The sequence below is a fragment of the Sporosarcina sp. FSL K6-3457 genome, assembly GCF_038007285.1.
GTDB lineage: Bacteria > Bacillota > Bacilli > Bacillales_A > Planococcaceae > Sporosarcina.
Genome location: NZ_JBBOWX010000001.1, coordinates 4,404,561 through 4,428,280 on the forward strand (window position 1 = coordinate 4,404,561; position 23,720 = coordinate 4,428,280).

Here is a 23,720-nt window from a genome sequence, read left to right on the forward strand (position 1 = left end):
ATAGTAGGTGTTTAAACCTATTTTACGACAATAGTTAACATTCCTCAATAGCATGATAGTTCAAAAAGCCTTATACTTTAGATTATCAGCAAATCATCGGAATTATCACACGGTATTTACACCTATAAACAATTAAAACAAGGAGGTACTTCCCATTAATAGTTACTTAGTTATTCCAACTGACATTTCGCATATCGAAGATTACGCATTCGCCATTAACCAATTAACAAACATTATCATTCCTACCACTGTGACAAGTATTGGCGAAGGAGCATTTGCTTATAATCTACTAACAGAACTACTGATTCCTAATAGTATAGCTTCGATTGAAGAAGGAGCATTCGCACACAATATGCTGGCGAGCCTGTCTCTCCCATGCAGTCTGACACATATCGATGACTATGCATTTGCTAGCAACCTACTCACTAGCCTAACAATTTCGGCAAGTATAACCAGCATCGGCGACGGGGCATTTTATAACAATCAGCTGACACACATTACCATCCCGGATAGCGTCACTTCAATCGGAGTAGATGCATTCGCCAAAAATCAAGACAAACCAGAAGATCTAACAATCACCGCACATCCACAATCCCCGGCAAAAGCTTATGCAGCCAACCATGGACATACGTTCCAAGCGACTCATCTTTATGATGAAGGAAAGACAAACCTCCGGGTTCCACATTTGTCCGTCATCAGCAACGGCAGTAGGCTTGTAAGGGCAAGCTACGCATTTGAACGCAGCCAACGTAAATGGCAACAAGTGCGTAGCAAATGATACTTATAGCGATAGCTACTAAAATTATCTTCACCATTGAATCGGTTGAAGTAACATTAACAAAATAACGACCATAACAGTCCTATCCTCAATCTATAGGCACAGGACTGTTTTATAATACTAGAATATAAACGGTTCTGTGCTTGATATATGAGTATAGAACCGTTTTTATTTATCCTCCGACTTGTGAATATTCTCCATATTCTTTCTAGCTAAGTGGTAAAATACATATAGAGCGCCGAGCGTTGTTAGTAAGACTCTTTAGTTCAACATATATAGCAGAAAAGGATATGATCCCAATGGTTTGGTTGGATTCCAAAACAACAATCCCTCATGCCACGCCCGAGGCCGTTGAAAGACAACGATTATTCAATGTACTACGATATAGTGGGCCAAGAAAACTAACCATTGTTCGAGCACCTGCCGGGTATGGCAAGACAACATTATTAAGTCAATGGATTAGTCAATTTGACGAACCAGTAGTCTGGTTGTCTATCGATGCAATGGATAATGACCCCCTCCGATTTTGGAAATATGTCATACGTACGGTATCAGATGCTGTTTCGAATGACATTGCTTCACTATTACTTTCTCTTTTCAATGGACAGTCCCCATTGGAATCATTAATCGACTCCTTTTTGAATGAAATCGAGGCGATTCAAGGAATAATACATATCGTTATTGACGATTATCATCTTATTGAAAACCCTGTCATTCATCAAATGATGGCTCGGTTTATAGACTATTTACCAAGTCATATATGTTTATATTTGGCGAGTCGAATGGAATTACCCCTTCCCCTAGCAAAATGGCGTGTCAAAGGATGGCTTACAGAAATTGGCGTGGATCAGTTACGCTTCACCTACGATGAGGTAGAACACTTATATAGCAAGCGAAGATTCACACACACCAACACTGAATCACTTCAACAGATATTTACTATGACAGAAGGTTGGGCGGCTGGTATTCAATTAGTAGGTCTTTCCGGGAGTGCGCCTGGATCGGGTGAATGGAACACTGACTTATTTGATAGTACCCAACCGTTCATCACTGAATTTTTGTTGCAGGAAATTCTGGCGTCACTCCCACCTACTACACAGGATTTCCTTATACGCACTTCAATATTAAATCAGCTGGAACCGGCTATTTGTAACGTATTAACAAGGCGCACAGATAGTTATAATATCTTGCTGGAGCTGGAAAAAAAGGGGCTATTTATCGTCCGCCTCCATGCTAATAAACCTATTTTTCGCTACCATCATTTGTTTGCTAATGCTTTACAAATCGAACTGCGAAACCGTCATTCACAAGAAAGTATTTCTTCTATTTATCAAGAAGTCGCGATACTTTTACGTGAACAGGGCGACTATATGTCCGCTATTGAACTCGCCTTACAAGGTCAATTGTATGAAACTGCGGATTCATGGATCAAGACTCACCTAATTGAGATCTTCACGCTAGGACAAACATCGACATTCATGCGCTGGGTACGTGAATTACGGGATAATAGTTATATAGTGAATGTAGAAACGCTTGTCATGTATGTGATTACACTTTCTACTCTTTATGAAATGGAAGAGGCCAGTCGGCTCATTGTTGAATTGGATCGCAGACATGACATCGACCAATGGATGGATGATATTGACTATCAGGGCATGGTAAGTATATTAGAATCAGTAAGTGCATTTGTCTTGATAGCCGGTGGGAAAGATATTGACCAATCGATGGGCATCATCTCGCAACAAGCAAATAAAGGGCGCGTGAGTTCTGAATGGGATTATATTCCTATGCAGTATAATTGGGTCGAGCCGACACTGTTAAGGACAAGCATAGGCGCAAAAGGTAGACTACTATGGCAAGAAGAGGTACTTCCCTTACTAGAGCTATTTCAGGCAGCTGATATGAAAGAGAAGAATCTTACAGGTTTCGCCTTTGGTGTAACAGCAGAAACCTCGTATAACCGAAATTCTATCGATCAAGCATTCATTGAATTGGAAGCAGCACTACAATACGGGCATCATTTTCAAGATCCCGGTTTATATATTCCCATGTACATCTTGAAGAGTCGCGTCTATGCGGCGAAAAAACAATTTATAGCAGCGCATGCTGTTCTTGACTATGCAATGGAAACAGTTCAGGAGCGGCATTGGTTAGATTCTTTGCGAGTGATGAAAGCCCAGTGCTATTTACTTGAAGGCGAAATCCCACAAGCAGAACGTGAGCTTGCTAAATCGACAGGCCTGAATCACCTAGAAGCCAAGTCAGAACAGGAATTTTGGTTGGTTGTGTACGTACAGGTATTATTAGCAAAGAGGCAGACCACCGATGCCTTAAAGACAAGTATCCGGGTAAAAGAAAAAGCGCAACAAGAAAGGCAGATTTCAACCATCTTAGAAGGAACAGTGCTTGAAGCAATCTGTCAAATGGAGCTAGGAAATAAGGAAGCAGCGCTATCATCCTTACACAAAGCACTTGAACAAGGGGCACCGTATGGTTATATCAGAACATTCCTTGATATCCCCCCTGTCATAGCCTTGCTGAAAAAGTATTTGACAGTACGTCAAACAGGTCGCAACATGCAGTGGAGCTCCGTACCTATTACTTATATCGAACAATTGCTAGCAGGCAATCAAAATGAAACAAGTAAGAAACCCGTAATGGACACGCTAACACCACGTGAACAAGATGTTCTGCAATTACTGGCAGGTGGTGCTTCGAATAGTGATATTGCTAAAAAGCTGACCCTTTCAACGGGGACCGTCCGTGTCTATTTGTCTACGATTTATAGTAAGCTTGGCGTCACTTCACGCACACAGGCCGTGTTATTAGTGAAGGATTTGGAGAACTAAAAAGAGGTGCATATAGATGCAAAAACATATTTTGCTAGTTGAAGATGATGAGTCAATCCGCGAGATGGTCGAAAAGTATTTGCATATGGAAGGCTTCAACATTACATGTGCTTCCAATGGTGAAGAGGCTGTGCAAAAATGTTTCAGTACTTCCTTTGATTTGATGATTTTAGATATTATGATGCCAAAGCTTGATGGTTTGGAAGTATTAAAGATTATTCGCGAAAAAAGCGCACTCCCGATTTTAATCATGTCTGCCAAAGATAGTGATATCGACAAAGCAGTAGGACTTGGATTAGGTGCAGATGATTATATTGCCAAGCCATTTTCAATGTTAGAGCTTTCAGCACGCGTGAAGGCTGCAATTAGGCGAGCGACAACCTACTCAAATCAGGTAGAGGTAAAACAAGACATGTTGGTGATTGGTGACCTAACCATCGACATTATGAATTTTTCTGTCATGAAAAAACAACAAACTGTGAAACTTACTTCAAAGGAGTTTGCCATCTTGAAGTTATTTGCTACCAATCGCCAGCGAGTCTTTACTAAACAGCAAATCTATCAGCTCATTTGGAATGATGCGTATTATGGTGATGAAAACATTATAAATGTCCATATGAGCCGACTCCGAGAAAAAATTGAAGATGATCCCTCCAATCCTCAATATATTAAAACACTATGGGGCATTGGCTATAAATTAGAGGATTCCTAATATGGTACTATTCCTTTCAATCATTATATTTTTATTGATTATCATCGTTTACTACCAATATAGAGAGAAAAAAGCGCGCAACGCTACCCTTCATTATGCGTATAGGAAATTACAAGCCATCATCGCCGAGCATACTGGCGAAAAGGTTTTAGCTGTGACGACCAATCAAGAATTACAGCTATTGCTCAATGCGATTAACGGGCTACTCGATCATAACCAAAAAATTATTGCTACACATCGGAAAATGGAAAACTCTACAAAGATGATGCTGGCAAATATCTCACATGATATAAAAACACCATTAACCGTTGTCCTTGGCTATATCGAAATGCTTCAACTCGACACTGCCATCAGTGAAGAAGAACGACAACAATTGCTCTTAGGCGTCCATTCAAAAACATTGGAAGTCCTTCAACTGATCCACCAATTTTTTGACTTAGCAAAAATAGAAGCTGGCGATACAGACTATCCCATCACGAAAATAAATGTCAATGAAATCTGTCGCAAAAATATTTTATCTTTTTATAATATCGTGACGTCAAAGGGTATTGATATTGACATAGATATCCCAGAAACAGCTGTCTTTGCACTCGGAAATGAGGAAGCACTGGATCGAATTATGAATAACCTACTGTCGAATGCAGTAGCGTACGGAGCAGAGGGCAATGTGATTGGACTCGCTGTCAGACATGACGATGTGAACATTTATGTCGATGTGTGGGACCGCGGAAAAGGCATTGACGAATATCATATCAATCGTGTCTTTGAAAGAATGTACACCCTTGAAGACTCTAGAAATAAATCGTTTCAAGGCAGCGGACTTGGACTGACGATTACAAAGCGACTCGTTGAAATTTTAGGCGGCTCCATTCACCTATCGAGTGCCCCATATGAGAAAACAATCTTTACCGTTTCGTTGAAAAGGTTAACGTACTAACACGTAAGAATTTCGTAAGAAACGGGTAAGAAAAAAGAGAGTTTCACCTCTTATACTAAAAGTAGTGACAGATTAGGGGGAATTCATATGACGTATCTTGTACAAACCAATCGGCTTACAAAAGTATATGAGGGGAAAGAAGTTATTTCCGAAGTGAGTATGCATGTGAAAAAAGGCGAAATTTACGGATTTTTAGGTCCTAATGGCGCGGGGAAAACCACCATCATGAAGATGATGACAAATCTTATAAAACCTACAAGTGGTAGCATCGAAATTTTTGGTGAAACATTAACACACAACTCATACGACGTTTTAAAAAGAATGGGAACGATTATTGAGTATCCTGTCTTCTATGAGAATTTAACCGCAAAGGAGATATTGGATCTTCATTGTGAATATATGGGCTATTACGACAAAAAGGAAATCGATCATGTACTTGATTTAGTCAAGTTAATCAATACAGATGGCAAGCCTGTGAAAGATTTTTCACTCGGGATGAAACAACGATTAGGCATCGCACGTGCGATTATTACGAAACCAGAATTACTAATTCTAGACGAGCCAATTAATGGTTTGGATCCCATCGGCATTAAGGAAATTCGCGAATTATTTAAGATGCTATGCGAAGAATACGGGATAACGATTATTATTTCCAGCCATATCTTGGGGGAAATCGAGCAAATTGCCGATACAATTGGCATCATTCATAATGGAAAATTAATCAATGAGCTATCGATAGACAATGTGAATCTTAACCAAACAGATTACATTGAAATAATTGTCGATGACGGAAAAAAGGCTGCCTTTATTTTAGAAAAAAACTTAGCCATCACCAATTTTAAACTAATGGACGACGATCATTGTATTCGTATCTATGATTCAGCAGTCTCGCAAAAGGTGATTTCAAAAGCATTGATTGAGCAGGACATTGACATTGAGGCGATTAATAGGAAAACAAGTTCGTTAGAGGATTACTTCCTAAAGTTAGTAAACGGGGGTATTATGAATGCTTAATTTAATGCGATTAGAGATGAAAAAGTTTAAATTAAGGTCCTATATAAAAAGTGCAATCATTACTAATTTAATCGTAGCGGCTGTGTTAGTTGCGGTACTATTTATCGCAAAAGCTGAAGGTGAGCTAGCTTTTCAAAATTATTCAGAGGCTCTGAGCGCTATCGACTCGATGGTAAGGGCGACATTTATTATATTTGCTGCGACGTTAATTTCCAAACTAATCATTGGCGAGTTTAAAAACAAGACCATAACTACCTTATTTCTATATCCTATTAATAGAAAGAAACTGATTGCTGCAAAGCTAGCTATAGTAATAATTTTCACATTCTGTTTCGTTATCATCTCTAATGTGTTTATAACAGTCGTATTTTCTTTCACAGCTAGTAGTTTCAATTTACTTCCAGATACTTTAACCGTTACCATGATTACACAGCATACGCCAGCTGTGTTGATGAACGCAATCGCTACGGCAGGTATCTGCCTCATTCCCCTATACTTTGGAATGAAAAAATACTCTGTACCAACGACGATTATTTCTTCCATTCTAATCGTGCTAGTTATTTCTTCGAATAACGGTGGCTTTTCGTTAAATGATATTATTATTATTCCGATATCACTGGCATTAGTTGGAATCAGCATTGCCTATTTTGCGATTCGAAATATTGAAAAGCTAGATGTAAAATACTAAAAGTCCACACCTGTTGATTAACCATTTACCGGAAATAACACAGGTAAACACAGGCTTAAAAACTACCTTTTTCACTTGATTATGTTCGGTTTCGCTTTCGGCTAACTAGTTAGAACATCTTATTCGATTATCTTGTTCTGGATAGTTGCCTGTCGCGTACCTACACTGCTCAAGTGACAAATGCAGTTACTTTGGAAGGAAAAGAATAGATGGCTTGCTAGACAGATTGTAAGTGCCCGAAGATGCAATTTCGGGCACTCTAGTACATTGTACAACGTACCCCTACTTTACTATTTGCAAGCCTTATAGAAAATGACATCTTCTAAAATAACAAAAGAAAAGACTACAGTGAAGGATTCAGCCGCCAAAATTGTATCTTTGGCGGCCCTCTCCAGTTAAGAAGCCCTCTATTTCCTCGTCACCAAAAGCATTAGCACTCCGTGTACAAGCGTTTTTAGTGAGCGACGGATGAACGACCACCATACGATTAGCAGAAAAATGTCTAGGGGTGCGGCGAAGTCGCATCCCTAGACATCAAAACAGCACGGTTATTGTATAGAAGTCGTTCAATCCAAAGCGAAACCAAATGCGATTGAACATAGAGCGCCTAGTATTGGATCATGTTATTTTTCGGTTAATCAACAGACGTGCTAAAAGCCATCACAATGAGAAGAGTTGCCTAGTTGCAGCTCTTTTTTCATTTTATTTCATCAAAATAAGTTTAGTTTGGCAAAATTCCGGGAAAAGCCTAACTATAGCAATCATATATAAATTTTAGGTTATAAAATGTATGGGGAGGAGTAAATTATGGTGAAAAAGATTCCCGGAAAATGTATTCTATCAAGCCAAATCAAATTAAAGCAGCAAGATATGTATGCCAAGGCCAGTCTTTTCGGCTTTACTCATCCGATTGTCGTTGCCTGTAGCCAAGAGCTGGACATATTACTGAATAAGTACCAAGGACTTCAACCTGTTTAATGAATGCCAAAACGAAGGAACTGATTAGCGGCTAATAATCAGTTCTTTTTTGTTGCGCTAGAACTGTAATATTGTGTTCACTCTCCGTTCATCTAGCTCACCTATACTCTAGTTATCAAAAGAAAAGCTCTGGCACCTAGTTGCCAGAGCTGGACAACAACAAACGGAGGCGGAGAAATGAATATTGCATGGAAAGAAATTAGCAAGAACAAAATTAAATTTACGATTTTAGGGTCTATCATTTTCCTAGTAAGCTTTTTAACATTTATCATATCCGGCTTATCTAACGGACTATCACAAGATAATGCAGCGTTAATAAAGGATTTGCCGGATGGACAGTTTTACATGAATGCTGATGCCAATGAAACATACAATCTTTCAAGAATAGATGAAAATAAACAGGCTACTCTCTTAAAGGAACACCCAGCAGCAACCGCTTTGTCGATTCAAATGGGCTTTGTCAACGATAAGGATGACAAACAAAGTAGCGTAGCCTTCGTCACATCAACTGATTCAAAATTGTTTCCAGCAGTTGCACCAGGAGAGATTATCCTCGATCGTTCATTAGAAGCGAACGGCATTAAGGTCGGAGATATCTTAACGAACAATCAGTTTAGCGGAGAATTCATAGTCAAAGGCTTTGTCGATCAACAGAAATATAGCCATGCACCTGTCGCTTTCATTAGCATGATAAACTACCAAGAAATTTACCGTGTCCTTGAAATGCAATTAGTGTTCGTCCCTGGACAGGACAAAGCACAGGACATTGCGTCCTTACAAGCCTTTTCAAATAAAGATTTTCTCAACACCATTCCAAGCTACAGCGCGGAACAACTGTCACTCAATATGATTATTTGGTTTTTAGTCGCCATTAGCGGCATGTTGTTTGCGATATTCTTCTATATGATGAACGTCCAGAAAATTGGCTTGTACGGTATCTTAAAAGCACTTGGCGTAAAAACAAGCCGCTTGTTCGGCATGATGTGGTACCAAATGATTGTTATCACCATAGTTGCACTCGGACTGTCCGTTGCATTAAGCCAAGGCTTTGCAATGATTGCACCTGAAGGCATGCCATTTAGCTTAACACTTGCCACAACAGTTCAATTGTCTGTGTTGTTCCTAGTCATCGGATTTGTAGGTGCCACACTTTCCGGTCTGCAGATTAAAAAGATAGAGCCACTACAAGCAATTCAACAAGGAGAGGTATAATTATGACCATTTTCACGATTGATGAAGTAACGAAAACATTTACAAATGGCGAAGTCGAAGAGCAGGTGTTGAAAGGCATTAACCTGTCCCTTAAAGAAGGTGAAATCACCGCATTAGTCGGTGCTTCTGGATCTGGTAAAAGTACCATCCTAACGATTGCAGCAGGATTGCAGCAGGCATCTGACGGTCAAATATTGTTTGAAGGACAAAATATGACCAACATGAGCCAAGAGCAAATTCGAAAAATTAGAGCGAGCGAGTTCGGCTTCGTCTTTCAATCCTCCCACCTCGTTCCTTTTTTAACAGTGGAAGAGCAGCTGTTGTTAATGTTGGATGTTTCAGAAACAAAAATGAATAAGCACGTTCAAAAAGACGAAATTGCAAAGACATTAAAACTTGTCGACATGTATCACCGAAAAGATGCTTACCCCGCCTCCCTATCTGGCGGTGAAAAGCAGCGAGTCGCCATTGCGCGCGCCATCATTCACAAACCGAAGATGCTGTTTGCAGATGAGCCGACAGCCAGTCTTGATTCGAAGAGATCAAAAGACGTGATGGTATTGATAAGAGAATTGACGAAAACATTAAATATCACAACATTAATGGTGACGCATGATGAAGAAATGCTACCTTATGCGGATCATATTATAACGATGAAAGATGGATTGATTGTGTGAGAAATCAGCCTACGTAAACCGATAATTTGGTTTGTGCAGGCTGGTTTTTTATTCAGCTTATTGAATAAAAATTATTTATTGTGTATATTAATTCAAAGGAGAGTGATTGTCATGGAAATAAAATTCGCAACAACATCCGATGCTGCTATCATTCATGATTTAATGCTGCAAGCGTTTATGGTCTACAAAAATGAAACACCACCTTCTAGTGCTTTAGAGGAGACCATCCAGTCAGTAACAGCGGATTTAGCAAATGGCGGGCAAGCATTGATTGGCTATATTGTGGACCACCCCGTGGCCATGGTTCGATTTCAAGTGAAAGAAGACTGTATTTATTTTTATAGATTGTCTGTTATTCCAGAAAAACAAGGCCAAGGGATTGCGAAGGAAATACTGAAAGCATTAGAGATGTATGCACTTGAACAAGAGAAGCCGCTGATTCAATGCAAAGTTCGGATGGCTGTACCTAAGAATATTGCATTATATCAGTCCATTGGCTATGAGATTTACGATGAGGAAGTTGTCTATAAACCGGATGGTACGCCCTTGAATGTAGTTGCTATGAGGAAGCAGGTTTGAGGGGACTAGTGGGAGATGTCGTTGAACTTAATGGAAATACCCATAAAAAAACAACCCATACAAACCGTCAAATCCCGGTTCACATAGGCTGCTTTCACAAATCTCTTATTCAATCTCCACAATCAATTCAATTTCAACAGGTGTATTAAATGGTAATTCATGCGCGGAGACCGCAGAGCGTGCATGCTTACCTCTTTCACCAAATAGCTCCTCCAGTAACTCAGATGCTCCATTAATCACATATGGTTGTTCAACAAATCCAGGCGCTGAGTTGACCCATGCCAGCATTTTTACAACTTGTTTCACACGATTCAAATCGCCAATTTCTGATTGTAGCGCTGCTAAACAATTGACCATCGTTTGGCGAGCCGCTGCATAGCCTTGTTCCACCGTTAAATCACTGCCTACTTTTCCTTCATGTAACAAGACACCATTCACTCTACAATCTTGCCCAGATGTATACACTAAGTTCCCCACTGTTTTTGCCGGTACATACGCTGCTACTGGCTTGGCGGGTTCTGGAATCTCGATTCCTAGTTCGGCTAATACTTCCTCCACTTTTCTCATGCTAGCATCCTTCCTTATTGATTCATTATGATTTTTTAATCAAACAGCCACATTTTGTTGACGTTTGTACTTTATCTTTTGTCGTTAGTTTTCCATTTACAAATACATACTGAATCCCTTCGGGGAACTGTGCGGGATTTTCGTATGTTGCTTTGTCTTCTATACGATCCATATTAAATATGACAATATCCGCCTGATAGCCCTCCGATAATACGCCCCGATTGCCCAAACCAAATCGCCTCGCTGGGAATGAAGTCATTTTTCGCACGGCATCTTCTAGGGTAATAATCTGCTGTTCTTTCACATATTTAGCAAGCACCCTTGGGAAAGTCCCGTATAATCTCGGATGCGGCTTCCCCGTGTAACAGGTCAAACTATCTGACGCAATCAAGGAATTTTGGTATTGCATAACTTGGCGGACGTCATCTTCATTCATATGATAATAGACAATCCCGATATTGCCATTTTCCTCAAGCAGTAAATCAAAAGCCTGGTCGATAGGATGTTTCCCATTTTCATTAGCAATCGCTAAAACAGACTTTCCTTCATAGCTCTTTAAATGAGGCGTATTGACAGAAGAAATGATGACACTATCCCAGCCAGTCGAAGCAACTAAGTTATCCCAGTCCTCACGCTCCTCTGCAATTTCTGCCCAAATTTTTGCTCTTTCACTTTGATTTTTTAATCTACCTAATACAGTAGACAAGCCCCCCTCCAATGACCAAGGTGGAAATAGAGTTGTCAGCATAGTCGATCCCGCCGTGTACGGGTAAACATCGCAAGTGACATCCATTCCACGACTGCGGGCACTTTCAATCATCTCCATAGCCTCCATCACTTTTCCCCAGTTTCTCTTCCCGGCAGCCTTTAAGTGACTAATATGGAGAGGAATATTCACCTTTTCAGCAATCCATAACACCTCTTGAATCGAGGGAATTAAGTTATTGCCTTCCCCGCGAATATGCGTAGATAAGATACCATTGTACTTAGCAACAACCTGGCATAGCTCTGCGATTTCCTCTTTATTTGAATAGCTGCCTGGTGCATACAAAAGGCCGATGGACAGGCCGATTGCACCAGCTCTCATGCCCTCTTCAACGATATGCTTCATTTCATCTAAATCCGATTGATTTGCAGGACGATTGTCAAACCCCATCACGGAAATTCTGACAGAGCCGTGCGCTACATAAGAGGCTACATTTTCTGCAATTAAGCTATGATCCAGCTCATTGAAATAATCGCTAATAGCCTGCCATCGCCACTCCTTATGTGCTTTACCAAGAACCGGTTCTACATACTTTTGCAGATCTTCCCGATACAAAGGATTTACCGGAACAGGTGCCAGTCCACAATTGCCCACAACCTCCGTTGTGACGCCCTGTTGCATCTTGATTTCACTTTCAGGGAAATCCAAAATCATCAAATCCGAATGACAATGCCCATCAATAAACCCCGGCGCCACAAAACTGCCTTGTGCGTCAATCACTTCATAAGCCTCCCCAACCGACTGCCCCACAGATACAACAATGCCATTCTTCAAGCCAATCGTGCCGTAAAACCATGGATTTCCTGTACCATCGACGATTCTGCCATTTTTAATCACTGTATCTAACATATCTACGCCTCTCTAACATTTTTAAGTTTTTGAATTTCTATAGCCTACGTAGGAACACTTCAAAATCACCATTTCCCATAGCTTCTCTTCTTCATCAACTATTTAGAAAATACTAATAATATTTCATTCCGATAGTAACATTGCTGTCGGGAATTTTCAACTATCTTTCTTTGAGCATGAAAAACTTTTAGTTTGACTTGTTATTTTTACTTGTATTCTATACAATTAAAATAGAAATTTAAAAATAATTAAAAATTCAGTTACCGTTAGGTGGTCTACAATATCCATGGAATCTATTAATGATGAAAAAGAATTTCTAACTTTATTGACCAAAACAATTGCTAGCCAATTCGGAGATCGTTGCGAAGTCGTATTGCATGATTTAGAACGTTCTTATGACAGTACAATTGTGAGCATTGAAAATGGGCATTTGACAGGTAGAAAGATTGGAGATCCTGGGACTAATCTCGGGCTTGAGATTTTACGCGGAGAAACTCAGGACGGTAATCGACTCAACTATATTACACAAACAAAAGAGGGCAAGGTGCTACGCTCTTCCTCTATTTATTTGAAAAATAGCCAAGGGAAAACAATTGGAGCGTTATGCATTAACTATGATATTTCGGATTTGATGATTGCGGAGGATATTTTAAAATCACTCACAACACCAGATCCCCAGCCCATCGTACAGGAATCATTCGTTAGCAACGTAAGTGACCTACTCGATTCTCTTATATCCGTGGCACAGGAAACCGTTGGAAAACCAGTTATCGCCATGACGAAAGAGAATAAGGTTCAGTTCATCCATTGGTTTGACAAAAAGGGTGGATTTTTGATTAAAAAAGCGGGTGAAAGAATTTGTACGTACTTAGATATATCCAAGTACACACTTTATAATTATTTAGAGGAATCCAAGCAGTTAGATATTGCCGACGAAGATAAAAAATAATGTGAGGTGATTAGTTATGTTGATGGACACACCAGCAGTGTATATAAATAGCAAGGTAATGATGCAAAATATTGACCGTATGGCTTCGGCTATCCAACCACTTGGCGTACAGCTACGCCCTCATATTAAAACACATAAAATCCCGGATTTTGCGCAAAAGCAGCTTGCAGCGGGAGCTAGCGGGATTACTGTAGCCAAGGTCGCAGAAGCGGAAATAATGGCCGAACATGGGATTGCTGATATTTTTATTGCCTATCCGATTGTCGTTCGTTCTAAAATTGAACGTGTACTCCAATTAGCGCGAAAAATTGAGCTGAAGATAGGCGTAGATAGTCTTGCAGGGGCGAGTCTTCTGTCTGAAATGGCGACTGAAGCGAATGTCACCTTGCAGGTACGCCTAGAAATCGATACTGGATTGCAACGTACAGGGGTCGGTTGCGAAAATGCTGTCGCATTAGCGAAGCAAATCAATGATCTGCCTGGCATAGAATTGAATGGAATTTTCACATACAAAGGAGCTTGCTATCAAGGGAAATCGACACTTGACTTGCAAGCAGCTGGACGTGAAGAAGGCGAACTGATGGTGGCAGTTGCACAGGACTTACGCGTAAATGGAATAGCCATTCGAGACGTCAGCGTCGGTTCTACCCCATCCGGCTTATACGCCGCCGAAGTAAAGGGTGTCACCGAGATTAGACCGGGGACATATATTTTCAATGATGCGATGCAGCTGAAGCTCGGCGTCTGTTCCCTAGATGATTGCGCTGCCCATGTCGTTACGACAGTCATTAGCATACCAACACCAGAGCTGGTCATTATTGACGGCGGTAGTAAAACATTTGCAACCGATGTCCAGCCGAATCAGCCTCCTCTAAACTTACAAGGATTTGGCACGATCATTGGCTACCCAAACGCGGTACTCGGGCGAATGAATGAAGAACACGGTATGATTTCGATGAACGGTCCCCATGATTTAAAAATCGGTGACACCTTATCCATCGTACCAAATCATATTTGCAGCACGGTGAATTTGCATAACCAAGTGTATGTAGAGGATGAAACCGGGGTGCATGTAGTGACTGTGCTTGCGCGTGGACAATTGCATTAAAAAAACAGCCCACAAAAACCGCTAACCGGTCCATGTGGGCTGTTTTTATTGTTCCATCTGTTTCGATAAAAAATGTGCAGCTGTTTCTGCCGCCTTTTGTTCAGGTTCGCCAATGAAATGGACCTTCGATAATAAGTAAACAGCCCCAATCGTATCGCCGCCCGCTACAATAGGGGCGATACAATAGGATTTAACCTGTTCGACTTGTCCCGGTATCCATTCCACCGCTTTTTCAAGTTTTTCAGTGACGATCTTACGACCTGCTAGGATCTCCTCGATATCCGGGGACAGCTGGCGATTTAAATAATCCTTTTTCGACAAACCAGAGACAGCAATCATTTCATCTCTATCGCTTATCAGCGTAGGTGTGCCGAGCGTTTCATACAGCGTTTCCGCGTATTCCTTCGCAAACTCTCCCAGTTCCGATATCGGGGAGTATTTCTTCAAAATCACTTCGCCATCACGATCGGTGAAAATCTCAAGCGGATCTCCTTCGCGAATTCGGAGTGTCCTCCTAATTTCCTTTGGAATAACTATCCTTCCTAGATCGTCGATTCTGCGGACGATTCCCGTTGCCTTCATAACATGATGCCTCACTTTCCACAAAATTGAATATCAATTGCGCCTCAGCGTAATTGCGTCGGGATTTTGAATTGAGGCCTACAGGAAGTAGGTCATGCAGTCGTTGCCGCAGGACGTGACGGTTTTAGACTGCATTCCTAAATTAACTCCTTTCAAAATCCCTGACATCCGCCGGAGGCTTAACTTGAATTAGCAAAGAGTTTGAACTTCTGCTGATTCAAGTTAAATCCTGTTTCAATTGTAGTATGCATCATGTTTGGACAAAATATGCAACATGCCCTTTAGACGGAATCAGAAACAGCTGCTTCCTTTACCGCTGTTTGAAGAAGCTTCATCATTTCCTCTAACACATCAAATGCGGTCTGTTTCCCCGTATGACGTTCATCGACATTCATGATGAGCTGACCACCCTCCATCGTAAAGCCAACTGCACGACCAAATTTCATGGATTCAGACACCAGTTTAGCACCATCTGTCGTTGCTGTTCCTTCCGGCGATATACGTATCTCAATACGTGTATTCACTTTCTTAATCGATTCTACACCTGCAAGACGTCCCCACGCCTTGATGCGCGCAATACGGAGCAGTAAGTCAGCTTCAAGCGGCATATCGCCAAAACGGTCCGTCATTTCATCCACAAGCTCACTATAATCCGCTTCGCTATCTATCGCTTTCACACGTTTGTACATTTGAATCTTCTGGAAGCCATCACGGACATATTCATCGGGAATATATGCGTTGACTGGTAATGAAATTTCTATTTCCTGAATATCAGCTTTGACAATACCTGTTTGCTTCTCTTCAATTGCTTCCTGCAGCATTTGCGAATACAAATCGAACCCTACTGAGTCGATGAAACCATGCTGCTGCGAGCCTAACAAATTACCCGCTCCACGAATCGACAAGTCCCGCATCGCAATTTTAAAGCCTGAACCGAGCTCAGTAAATTCTTTAATAGCCTGCAGTCGGTTTTCAGCCACTTCCGTCAGCACCTTATCACGCTGGTAAAGGAAATAAGCATACGCCACACGATTGGAGCGTCCTACACGTCCACGCAGTTGGTAGAGCTGTGATAAGCCCATACGGTCCGCATCATGCACAATGAGCGTATTGACGTTTGGAATATCGATACCCGTTTCAATAATCGTCGTCGTGACAAGTACATCATATTCCCCTTCAAGAAAACTGAGAATGACTGACTCAAGTGCTGACTCCCCCATTTGTCCATGTGCAAATCCTACTCTTGCTTCTGGAACGAGCTGCCTGATTTCATCTACTTTTCGCGTCATATCTTCCACGCGATTGTATAAGTAAAACACTTGCCCACCACGGCCCATTTCTCGTTCGATTGCTTCGCGAACGAGTCCAAAGTTATGTTCCATCACATAGGTCTGAACAGGGAATCGGTTTGCTGGAGGCGTTTCGATGACAGAAAGATCGCGAACACCAAGCATTGACATATGGAGCGTCCGTGGAATCGGTGTCGCCGTTAACGTCAAAACATCCACATTCGTTTTCAACTGCTTCAATTTCTCTTTATGCGTCACACCGAATCGCTGCTCTTCATCGACAATCAACAGACCTAAATCCTGATAAGCGACATCTTTTGAAAGTAAACGATGTGTACCTACGACAATATCGATGGTACCCGCTTTTATTCCTTTCAACGTTTCCGTTTGTTGCTTTTTTGTCCGGAAACGATTTAACAACGATACTTCTACCGGGAAGCCAGCAAAACGCTCTTTCATCGTTTCATAATGCTGTTGGGCAAGAATTGTCGTCGGTACTAAGAATGCCGCCTGTTTACCGTCTGCCACAGCCTTGAACGCCGCACGAATAGCCACTTCTGTTTTCCCGTAGCCAACATCCCCACAAAGCAATCGATCCATTGGACGCTCTCTCTCCATATCCAGCTTCACTTCCTGAATGGATCTCAACTGGTCATCCGTCTCATCATAAGGGAATGCGTTTTCAAATGCCCGTTGTAAATCGTCATCCGCCGCAAAGGCATGCCCCTTTTCCGATTCACGTTTAGCATATAAAAGGATTAGATCATCAGCAATATCCTGAACAGCAGCCGATACCTTGCTTTTCGTTTTCTTCCAATCCGCACTGCCCATCTTATGCAGCTTCGGCTCTTTTTCACCAGACGCAACATATTTCTGGATCAAATCTATCTTATCGGTCGGAACATACAGCTTATCCTCTCCACGGAAATGAATAACAAGGAAATCTTTGTCTATACCACCTTGACTTAAGTTATCAATCCCAATATATTTCCCGATTCCGTGGTTAACATGGACAATATAGTCCCCCGGCTTAATCTCCGAATAGCTTTTGATGCGCTCTGCATTGGTCATCTTTTGCGGACGAGCCTTGCGCTTTGGCTTCCCTTTGAATAATTCTGAATCTGTTATAACCGCAATTTGCTGAAAAGGGAGCTCAAATCCAGCCGACAAATCGCCATCTACGACAAGCACAGCGCCTGCACTCGATGATTTACCAGACAGAGCGGATGCCATATCATAATCTTGCAAAATCGACTGAACCTTCTTCATACGTTCAGTTCCTTCTACGACAATAAACACATTGAAATGACCTTGTTGCCAGCGCTCCATCTCGTTTTTCAATAAATTCATCTGCCCATGGAACTGTTGCATTGGTTTACAGGAAAAAGTCACTGTCTTTTTCACGGTAATGCCTGGCACCGTGCGTACAAATAACGATAAATAAACCTTCTGTTGGCTTAGCATACTGTGTAATTCATCAAACGACCAAGAGATTTTCGCGTCATGGACAATCTTTCCTTCTTCTAAAAGTGCAATCATCCATTCTTTTTCTTCCGCTTCAAGCGACGCAACAACTTCAAGAATACGCCCGATTTCATCAAATAAAACGGTACCATTGCCCGGGAAATAACTTTCAAAGGAAGTAGTTGCAGCTGAAAACGATGCGTATTTCAACATGTTTTCTGGTATAATGCCGTCCTTTAATAAGCCAATATCACCCGTCATATTTAGCGTTAGGCGCTCTTTCGCTTCCGCATCCTTCATCTTCTTCAGGCTAGCGCCAAGTGCTAACTCTAGCTTTTCTGCGACAGTCATTAAATCTTCAGCTGCCCAAACAAATTCTGAGGCGGGAAGAATTGTAATCTCTTCAAGCTTGCCGGTTGAACGTTGGTCCTCAGCCAAAAACGTACGAATAGAGTCGACCTCCGTATCGAATAATTCGATACGAACAGGGTCTTCCATATTCAACGGATATAAATCCAAAATGCCGCCACGCAACGCAAATTCACCAGGAGCTGTTACCATTGGCTGTCTTGTATAGCCCATCGATACGAGCTGATCAAGCCATTTTGGTATGTCAATTGTATCGCCAATTTTCGTCAGCAACGAGCTATTTAGCCATTGCTCCTTTGTTGGGAGTAATTTTTTCATACCCGCAATAGGGGTAATATAAATACCTTTCCCCACACGAGCCATATGATCAATTGTATCGATACGCTGGGCACGGAGTTCATAGCTGGAAATAGAAAAATCTGCTGCAATCAGCTCCTCTGCTGGATACAGGTGAACAAGTGAATCACCCAACATTTTGACAAGGTCTTCGTATGTACGTTGCGCTTGCAATAAATTAGGAGATACAATCAGAATCGGTTGTCCACTAGATTGCTGGAGCGTTTTGAAAAAGACCGACTTTGCTCCTCCTGATAACCCTGCGATGAGCTGGCGGTCTTTTCCCACCTCTAACTCTTCAACTAGATTTCTAATTTCTTTCTCTTGTAAAAATAAATCTAACAGTGCTTTCACTCATACACATCCTCTCTTTATCCAAATCAATTACGCCCGGGCGTAATTGCGTCCAGACTTTCATGCAGCACCTGCTGAATGAAAATCAAAAACAGAAAAAGCTTTGAACGCCATCAAGCGTCAAAGCATACCTCTATTGAAGCCACTTATGAAGTGAGTAGTAATCCGGAAAGTGTTGAAGTGACTGTTGACACTGCTCGCATATACAGCGCACCGTCACATCTCCATCTTTTTCATACGACAAAAATTGTTCATCTTGTCCCTCATCTGCCTTTTGTAATTGAAGGATGGTGTCCTTCACAGATTCGAATGGAAGTGTACCTATTTCCGTTGCGCAATGCCGGCACTCATAACGAATCGCCATTATTCTCCGCCCCTTTTTACCTTTAGTATAGGCAAGAGACGGCTTAGTTATTCGTTACATACTAGTATAACTTGGCTCAATGAGGATTAAATCAATTACGCCTCGACGTAATTGCGTCCAAATTTCAAATTGCGCTTGCCTTCTCGCTCCCTTCGAAATTTGTGACATCCGCCGGAGGCTTAACTAGTTTCAGCAAGAACTTCTGCTGAAACTAGTTAAAATTGTTCATGACATCAAGGAAGGGTTTAGTAGTCCATGCCTCACAAGCAGAAGCACTTTTTTTCACCATTTCCTCAATTAACGAATTTTCTTCTTTGCTAAAAGGTGATAGGACATAATCAGGCACTTTCATGCCACCTGTTGGGCGTCCAACACCAATACGGATTCTGTTGAATTGGTCTGTACCCAGATGGGCGATCAGTGATTTCATGCCATTATGGCCACCCGCGCTCCCTTTTTGACGCAGTCGAATGGTCCCAGGTGCGATATCGAGATCGTCATACAAAACGACAATATCCTCCACATCTACCTCAAAATAATCCATTAAGGGGCGTACACACTCGCCAGACAAGTTCATATACGTGAGTGGCTTGACCAGCATGACTTTCCCTTCTGGACGGTGAATAACTGTATACATGCCATTAAATTTTGCTTGCATCGCCGGTGCTGATAAACGATCACAAAGCTCATCAATGACATGAAAACCCACATTATGGCGCGTTTTCTCATATTGTTTACCCGGATTACCGAGTCCAATGATCATTTTCATAATTTTCTCTTCCCTTTTGCAGTAGTTAGATCAATTGCGCCTCGGCGTAATTGCGTTGGGATTTTGAATTGTGCACAGCGCAATTCACTCCCCTCAAAATCCCTAACATCCGCCGGCCGACAAAAATGCCACGTCCTGTGGCATTTTTGTCGGCACTAGTACGTCCTGTACGTCGGAGGCTTAACAGGGAGGAATTGAACTTCATTCCTCCTTAATCAGCAGGGAGTTTAAACTCCCTCTGATTGAAATGCTCTTCTGGCATTCATCCTGCCACTAAGGAGAAATGGAACTAAATTTCTCCCCTATAGAAGTCGGGGACTTCTGCTGAATCAAGTTAAACAGAAAAGAAGCGCACGGTTTGTCCGTGCGCTCGTGTTATATTATACTTCGCCTTGATTTTCGCTAGCCCCTGCACTCGTTTCCGATGCTTCAACATCAAGTTCGTCTACTTCAGCTTGCGTACGCGGAGCTGAGATGAGGACAAGTGCGTAATCATCGTCGTTCAAAATGTCATGCTGCGACTTTTCACGGATATCCGCGATGGTAATCGTTTCACCGATTTGCAGTTGTGAAATATCGATATCGAAGGTCTCTGGAATTTCTGAAGGCTTCACTTTAATCGTCACTTCACGGTTCGGTTGTTGAAGGGTGCCGCCTTCCTTCTCACCTGGTGAATCGCCTATAAGATTTACAGAGACATCTACTTCAAGCTCTTCCGTCATATTGATTGCAAGGAAATCTGCATGATGAATATGACCTTTTAACGGATCGGACTGATAGTCATGTAAGACAACATTAACTGGCTTTCCTTCGACGTTCAGCTGAATCACGCCATTACGGCCCGTTACACGAAGTGTCTTTAATAGGTCACGCTCTTTTACTGAAATCGCTGTAGCTTCCGTATTGTAACCATAGACAACCGCCGGAACAATACCGTTTTTTCTGAATTGTGTAAGTGTTGATTGTTTTGCTGTTGTTCTCATTTCTGACTGAATTGCTGTACTCATTTTGTTTAGTCACCTTTCTTTTGAAAAAGTTACTCCACCCTTGAAATACCCAATGACAGACGACATGAAACATACCACTGCTTTTTACAATCTTTATTACTTAACCTATCATCCAAATAATGGGCTAACGGACTTTTCTTCGAACACACGAACAATTGCTTCACCTAGAAGTTTAGCAAGTGATAACTCAATGATTTTTGAAGATTTTTTTGATTCTGGAAGCTCAATTGAATTCATAATCACCAATTCTTTAATTTGTGAGTTTTCAATCCGCTCGATTGCTGGTCCTGATAGCACAGGGTGTGTACAACAAGCATACACTTCTTTTGCTCCACTTTCGATTAATGCGCTCGCGGCAATTGTAATTGTGCCAGCTGTATCGATAATATCATCAATCAGGATAGCGGTTTTACCTTCAACATTTCCGACAATATTCATCACTTCAGCAACGTTCGGACGCGGACGACGCTTATCGATAATTGCAATAGGTGCTTTCATGCGATCCGCCATCTTACGTGCACGCGTTACACCGCCATGATCAGGAGATACAATAACAAGTTCATCACTATTCAAACCTTTGCCTTTAAAGTATTCCGTCATAATTGGTTCGCCTACCAAATGATCGATTGGAATATCAAAGAAACCTTGAATTTGCGGTGCATGTAAATCTACTGCAATGACACGGTCCGCCCCAGCTGTTTCAATTAAGTTTGCAACGAGTTTAGCTGTAATCGGCTCACGTGGACGTGCTTTTCGATCCTGACGTGCATAACCGTAATAAGGCATAACAACATTGATAGCACGTGCAGATGCACGCTTCAATGCGTCAATCATGATTAACAGCTCCATTATGTTTTCGTTAACAGGCTGTGAAGTTGACTGAATGACGAACACATCGCAACCGCGGATACTTTCTTCAATATTGATTTGGACTTCACCATCGCTGAATCGTTTAACAGAACATTGACCAAGTGGAAGTCCAACTTCATCTGCTACTTGCTTCGCAAGCGTTTGGTTTGAATTCAAAGAAAATATCTTCAGTTTATCGTTTGGATAATGATTAGGCATCGTGGCCCTCCTGGTTAGTTGGTTTTAGTTTTTTTGCATAGCCTTCTTTATTCTCTTGACGCGCACGCCCAATTGCAAGTGAACGTTCTGGGACATTTTTCGTAATCGTTGACCCAGCCGCAACATATGCGCCTTTTTCAACTGTCACCGGTGCAATTAAATTTGAATTACAGCCAATAAAAGCATCGTCTTCGATTGTCGTGATATGTTTATTTGTACCATCGTAGTTAACAGTAATAGTGCCACAACCGACATTAACACGCGAGCCGATTGTCGTATCTCCAATATAACTCAAATGAGATACTTTACTTCCTTCTCCAAGTGTCGATTTTTTCACTTCGACAAAGTTACCGATTTTCACCCTATCGCCAAGATTTGAATCTGGGCGGATATGTGCGAACGGTCCTACTGTTGTAACAGAACCAACTGTACTAGCTAACACAACTGACGAGTGAACAGTCGTTCCGTCACCAATGACACTATCTACAATTTGACTATTAGGACCAATTATACAATTTTCCCCAATAACCGTTTGCCCTTCAATCATCGTGCCCGGTTGCAAAATCGTATCACGGCCAATTTGAGCAGCAGCACTGATATACGTATTCTCAGGATTGATGATTGTTACGCCATTCCGCATATGCTGATGTGCAATACGACGACGCATAACGCCTTCAGCTTCTGACAAAATGACGCGATCATTAATACCTAACGTTTCACTAAAATCAGCTGTCATATAAGCTGAAACGAGTGCTCCCTCGGATTGAAGAATTCCGACAACGTCAGGAAGATAATATTCACCTTGCACATTGTCATTCTTTACTTTTTGTAATGTTTCAAAAAGCAATTTGTTGTCAAAACAATACGTACCTGTATTGATCTCGACGACCTGCTGCTCCTCTAGCGTTGCATCCTTCTGCTCGACGTTCCGAAGAACTTGCCCGTCTGTGCCACGGATAATACGTCCGTACCCTGTCGGATCATCTGCCTTAGCTGTCAAAATTGTCGCTTTGGCACCTGTTTCATTGTGATGTGTAATCAATGCTTCCATTGTTTCTGAACGGATTAGCGGCGTATCCCCACACACAACAATTGTCGTACCTTCGAGATGACCGATGAGTTTCTCCGCCTGCTGCACAGCATGCGCGGTTCCAAGCTGTTGTTCTTGGAGTACATACTCACTTTTTTCTCCCAGCGTTTCTTCGACTAACTCTGCACCATGTCCGACAATGGTGACCACCTTGTCAGCACCAAGACCAAGGATATGATCAATGACATGCTCGACCATCGGTTTTCCACAGACCGGATGGAGTACTTTATATAAACTTGACTTCATCCGTGTACCTTGCCCAGCAGCAAGTACAACGGCATATGTATTCGTCATTTGACTTCCCCCATCAATGAGAAATAAAAACTAAACGACCTTATTGTTTTTCACTATTGACTATAGCCGAA

General features: G+C 41.6%; 21 protein-coding genes. 12 read left to right on the forward strand and 9 right to left on the reverse strand.

All coding sequences use genetic code 11. The annotated features are described in order from the left end of the window. Positions 1–193: 193 nt before the first annotated feature. From N1I80_RS21375 to N1I80_RS21420, 10 genes are all read left to right on the forward strand, one after another. A complete protein-coding gene (locus tag N1I80_RS21375; RefSeq protein WP_340740113.1) occupies positions 194–778 on the forward strand; it encodes a leucine-rich repeat domain-containing protein in 585 nt (194 codons plus the stop codon). A gap of 299 nt (positions 779–1,077) precedes the next feature. After that, complete coding sequence (locus N1I80_RS21380; protein WP_340739821.1) at positions 1,078–3,627, forward strand: LuxR C-terminal-related transcriptional regulator; 2,550 nt, start codon at positions 1,078–1,080, stop codon at positions 3,625–3,627. 16 nt (positions 3,628–3,643) lie between these two features. Next, complete coding sequence (locus N1I80_RS21385; protein ID WP_340739822.1) at positions 3,644–4,339, forward strand: response regulator transcription factor; 696 nt, start codon at positions 3,644–3,646, stop codon at positions 4,337–4,339. A gap of 1 nt (position 4,340) precedes the next feature. Further along, entirely contained in the window at positions 4,341–5,276 is a 936-nt protein-coding gene (locus tag N1I80_RS21390) for a sensor histidine kinase (RefSeq protein ID WP_340739823.1), read from the forward strand. Between the two features lie 87 nt (positions 5,277–5,363). Next, positions 5,364–6,290, forward strand: a complete 927-nt coding sequence (locus tag N1I80_RS21395) for an ABC transporter ATP-binding protein (protein WP_340739824.1) — start codon at positions 5,364–5,366, stop codon at positions 6,288–6,290. Further along, positions 6,283–6,978: an ABC transporter permease gene (locus tag N1I80_RS21400; protein WP_340739825.1), complete on the forward strand. Its 696-nt coding sequence runs from the start codon at positions 6,283–6,285 to the stop codon at positions 6,976–6,978. Before N1I80_RS21395 ends, N1I80_RS21400 begins: the two co-directional genes overlap by 8 nt. Before the next feature lie 807 nt (positions 6,979–7,785). Beyond that, complete coding sequence (locus N1I80_RS21405; protein ID WP_340739826.1) at positions 7,786–7,956, forward strand: aspartyl-phosphate phosphatase Spo0E family protein; 171 nt, start codon at positions 7,786–7,788, stop codon at positions 7,954–7,956. Positions 7,957–8,133: 177 nt separating this feature from the next. Beyond that, entirely contained in the window at positions 8,134–9,168 is a 1,035-nt protein-coding gene (locus N1I80_RS21410) for an ABC transporter permease (RefSeq protein ID WP_340739827.1), read from the forward strand. 2 nt (positions 9,169–9,170) lie between these two features. Then, positions 9,171–9,845, forward strand: a complete 675-nt coding sequence (locus N1I80_RS21415; protein WP_340739828.1) for an ABC transporter ATP-binding protein — start codon at positions 9,171–9,173, stop codon at positions 9,843–9,845. A 111-nt stretch (positions 9,846–9,956) separates the two neighbouring features. Then, entirely contained in the window at positions 9,957–10,424 is a 468-nt protein-coding gene (locus tag N1I80_RS21420) for a GNAT family N-acetyltransferase (protein ID WP_340739829.1), read from the forward strand. Between the two features lie 105 nt (positions 10,425–10,529). Here the strand turns inward: N1I80_RS21420 and N1I80_RS21425 are convergent, their stop codons facing one another. Both N1I80_RS21425 and N1I80_RS21430 read right to left on the reverse strand, forming a co-directional pair. Beyond that, complete coding sequence (locus N1I80_RS21425) at positions 10,530–10,991, reverse strand: RidA family protein (RefSeq protein WP_340739830.1); 462 nt, start codon at positions 10,989–10,991, stop codon at positions 10,530–10,532. Positions 10,992–11,016: 25 nt separating this feature from the next. Beyond that, positions 11,017–12,606, reverse strand: coding sequence for an N-acyl-D-amino-acid deacylase family protein (locus N1I80_RS21430; RefSeq protein WP_340739831.1), 1,590 nt, complete (start codon positions 12,604–12,606; stop codon positions 11,017–11,019). A gap of 286 nt (positions 12,607–12,892) precedes the next feature. Here N1I80_RS21430 and N1I80_RS21435 point away from each other — a divergent pair, with 286 nt between their 5' ends. Continuing rightward, positions 12,893–13,555 (forward strand): helix-turn-helix transcriptional regulator, encoded by a 663-nt coding sequence (locus N1I80_RS21435; RefSeq protein ID WP_340739832.1) that lies wholly within the window; start codon positions 12,893–12,895, stop codon positions 13,553–13,555. A gap of 16 nt (positions 13,556–13,571) precedes the next feature. Continuing rightward, positions 13,572–14,663, forward strand: a complete 1,092-nt coding sequence (locus N1I80_RS21440; protein ID WP_340739833.1) for an alanine racemase — start codon at positions 13,572–13,574, stop codon at positions 14,661–14,663. Between the two features lie 45 nt (positions 14,664–14,708). On the opposite strand, the gene spoVT is transcribed toward N1I80_RS21440, so the two are convergent. From spoVT to glmU, 7 genes are all read right to left on the reverse strand, one after another. Further along, a complete protein-coding gene (spoVT, locus tag N1I80_RS21445) occupies positions 14,709–15,245 on the reverse strand; it encodes a stage V sporulation protein T (RefSeq protein WP_203248963.1) in 537 nt (178 codons plus the stop codon). 281 nt (positions 15,246–15,526) lie between these two features. Beyond that, positions 15,527–19,057, reverse strand: coding sequence for a transcription-repair coupling factor (mfd, locus tag N1I80_RS21450; protein ID WP_340739834.1), 3,531 nt, complete (start codon positions 19,055–19,057; stop codon positions 15,527–15,529). A 133-nt stretch (positions 19,058–19,190) separates the two neighbouring features. Then, complete coding sequence (locus N1I80_RS21455; RefSeq protein ID WP_340739835.1) at positions 19,191–19,421, reverse strand: anti-sigma-F factor Fin; 231 nt, start codon at positions 19,419–19,421, stop codon at positions 19,191–19,193. Between the two features lie 211 nt (positions 19,422–19,632). Next, complete coding sequence (gene pth / locus N1I80_RS21460) at positions 19,633–20,190, reverse strand: aminoacyl-tRNA hydrolase (protein WP_340739836.1); 558 nt, start codon at positions 20,188–20,190, stop codon at positions 19,633–19,635. Between the two features lie 380 nt (positions 20,191–20,570). Next, complete coding sequence (locus tag N1I80_RS21465) at positions 20,571–21,197, reverse strand: 50S ribosomal protein L25/general stress protein Ctc (protein WP_340739837.1); 627 nt, start codon at positions 21,195–21,197, stop codon at positions 20,571–20,573. A 108-nt stretch (positions 21,198–21,305) separates the two neighbouring features. Next, entirely contained in the window at positions 21,306–22,265 is a 960-nt protein-coding gene (locus N1I80_RS21470; protein ID WP_340739838.1) for a ribose-phosphate diphosphokinase, read from the reverse strand. Beyond that, positions 22,258–23,649 (reverse strand): bifunctional UDP-N-acetylglucosamine diphosphorylase/glucosamine-1-phosphate N-acetyltransferase GlmU, encoded by a 1,392-nt coding sequence (gene glmU / locus N1I80_RS21475; RefSeq protein ID WP_340739839.1) that lies wholly within the window; start codon positions 23,647–23,649, stop codon positions 22,258–22,260. The genes N1I80_RS21470 and glmU overlap by 8 nt, the downstream gene beginning before the upstream one ends. Positions 23,650–23,720 lie beyond the last annotated feature (71 nt).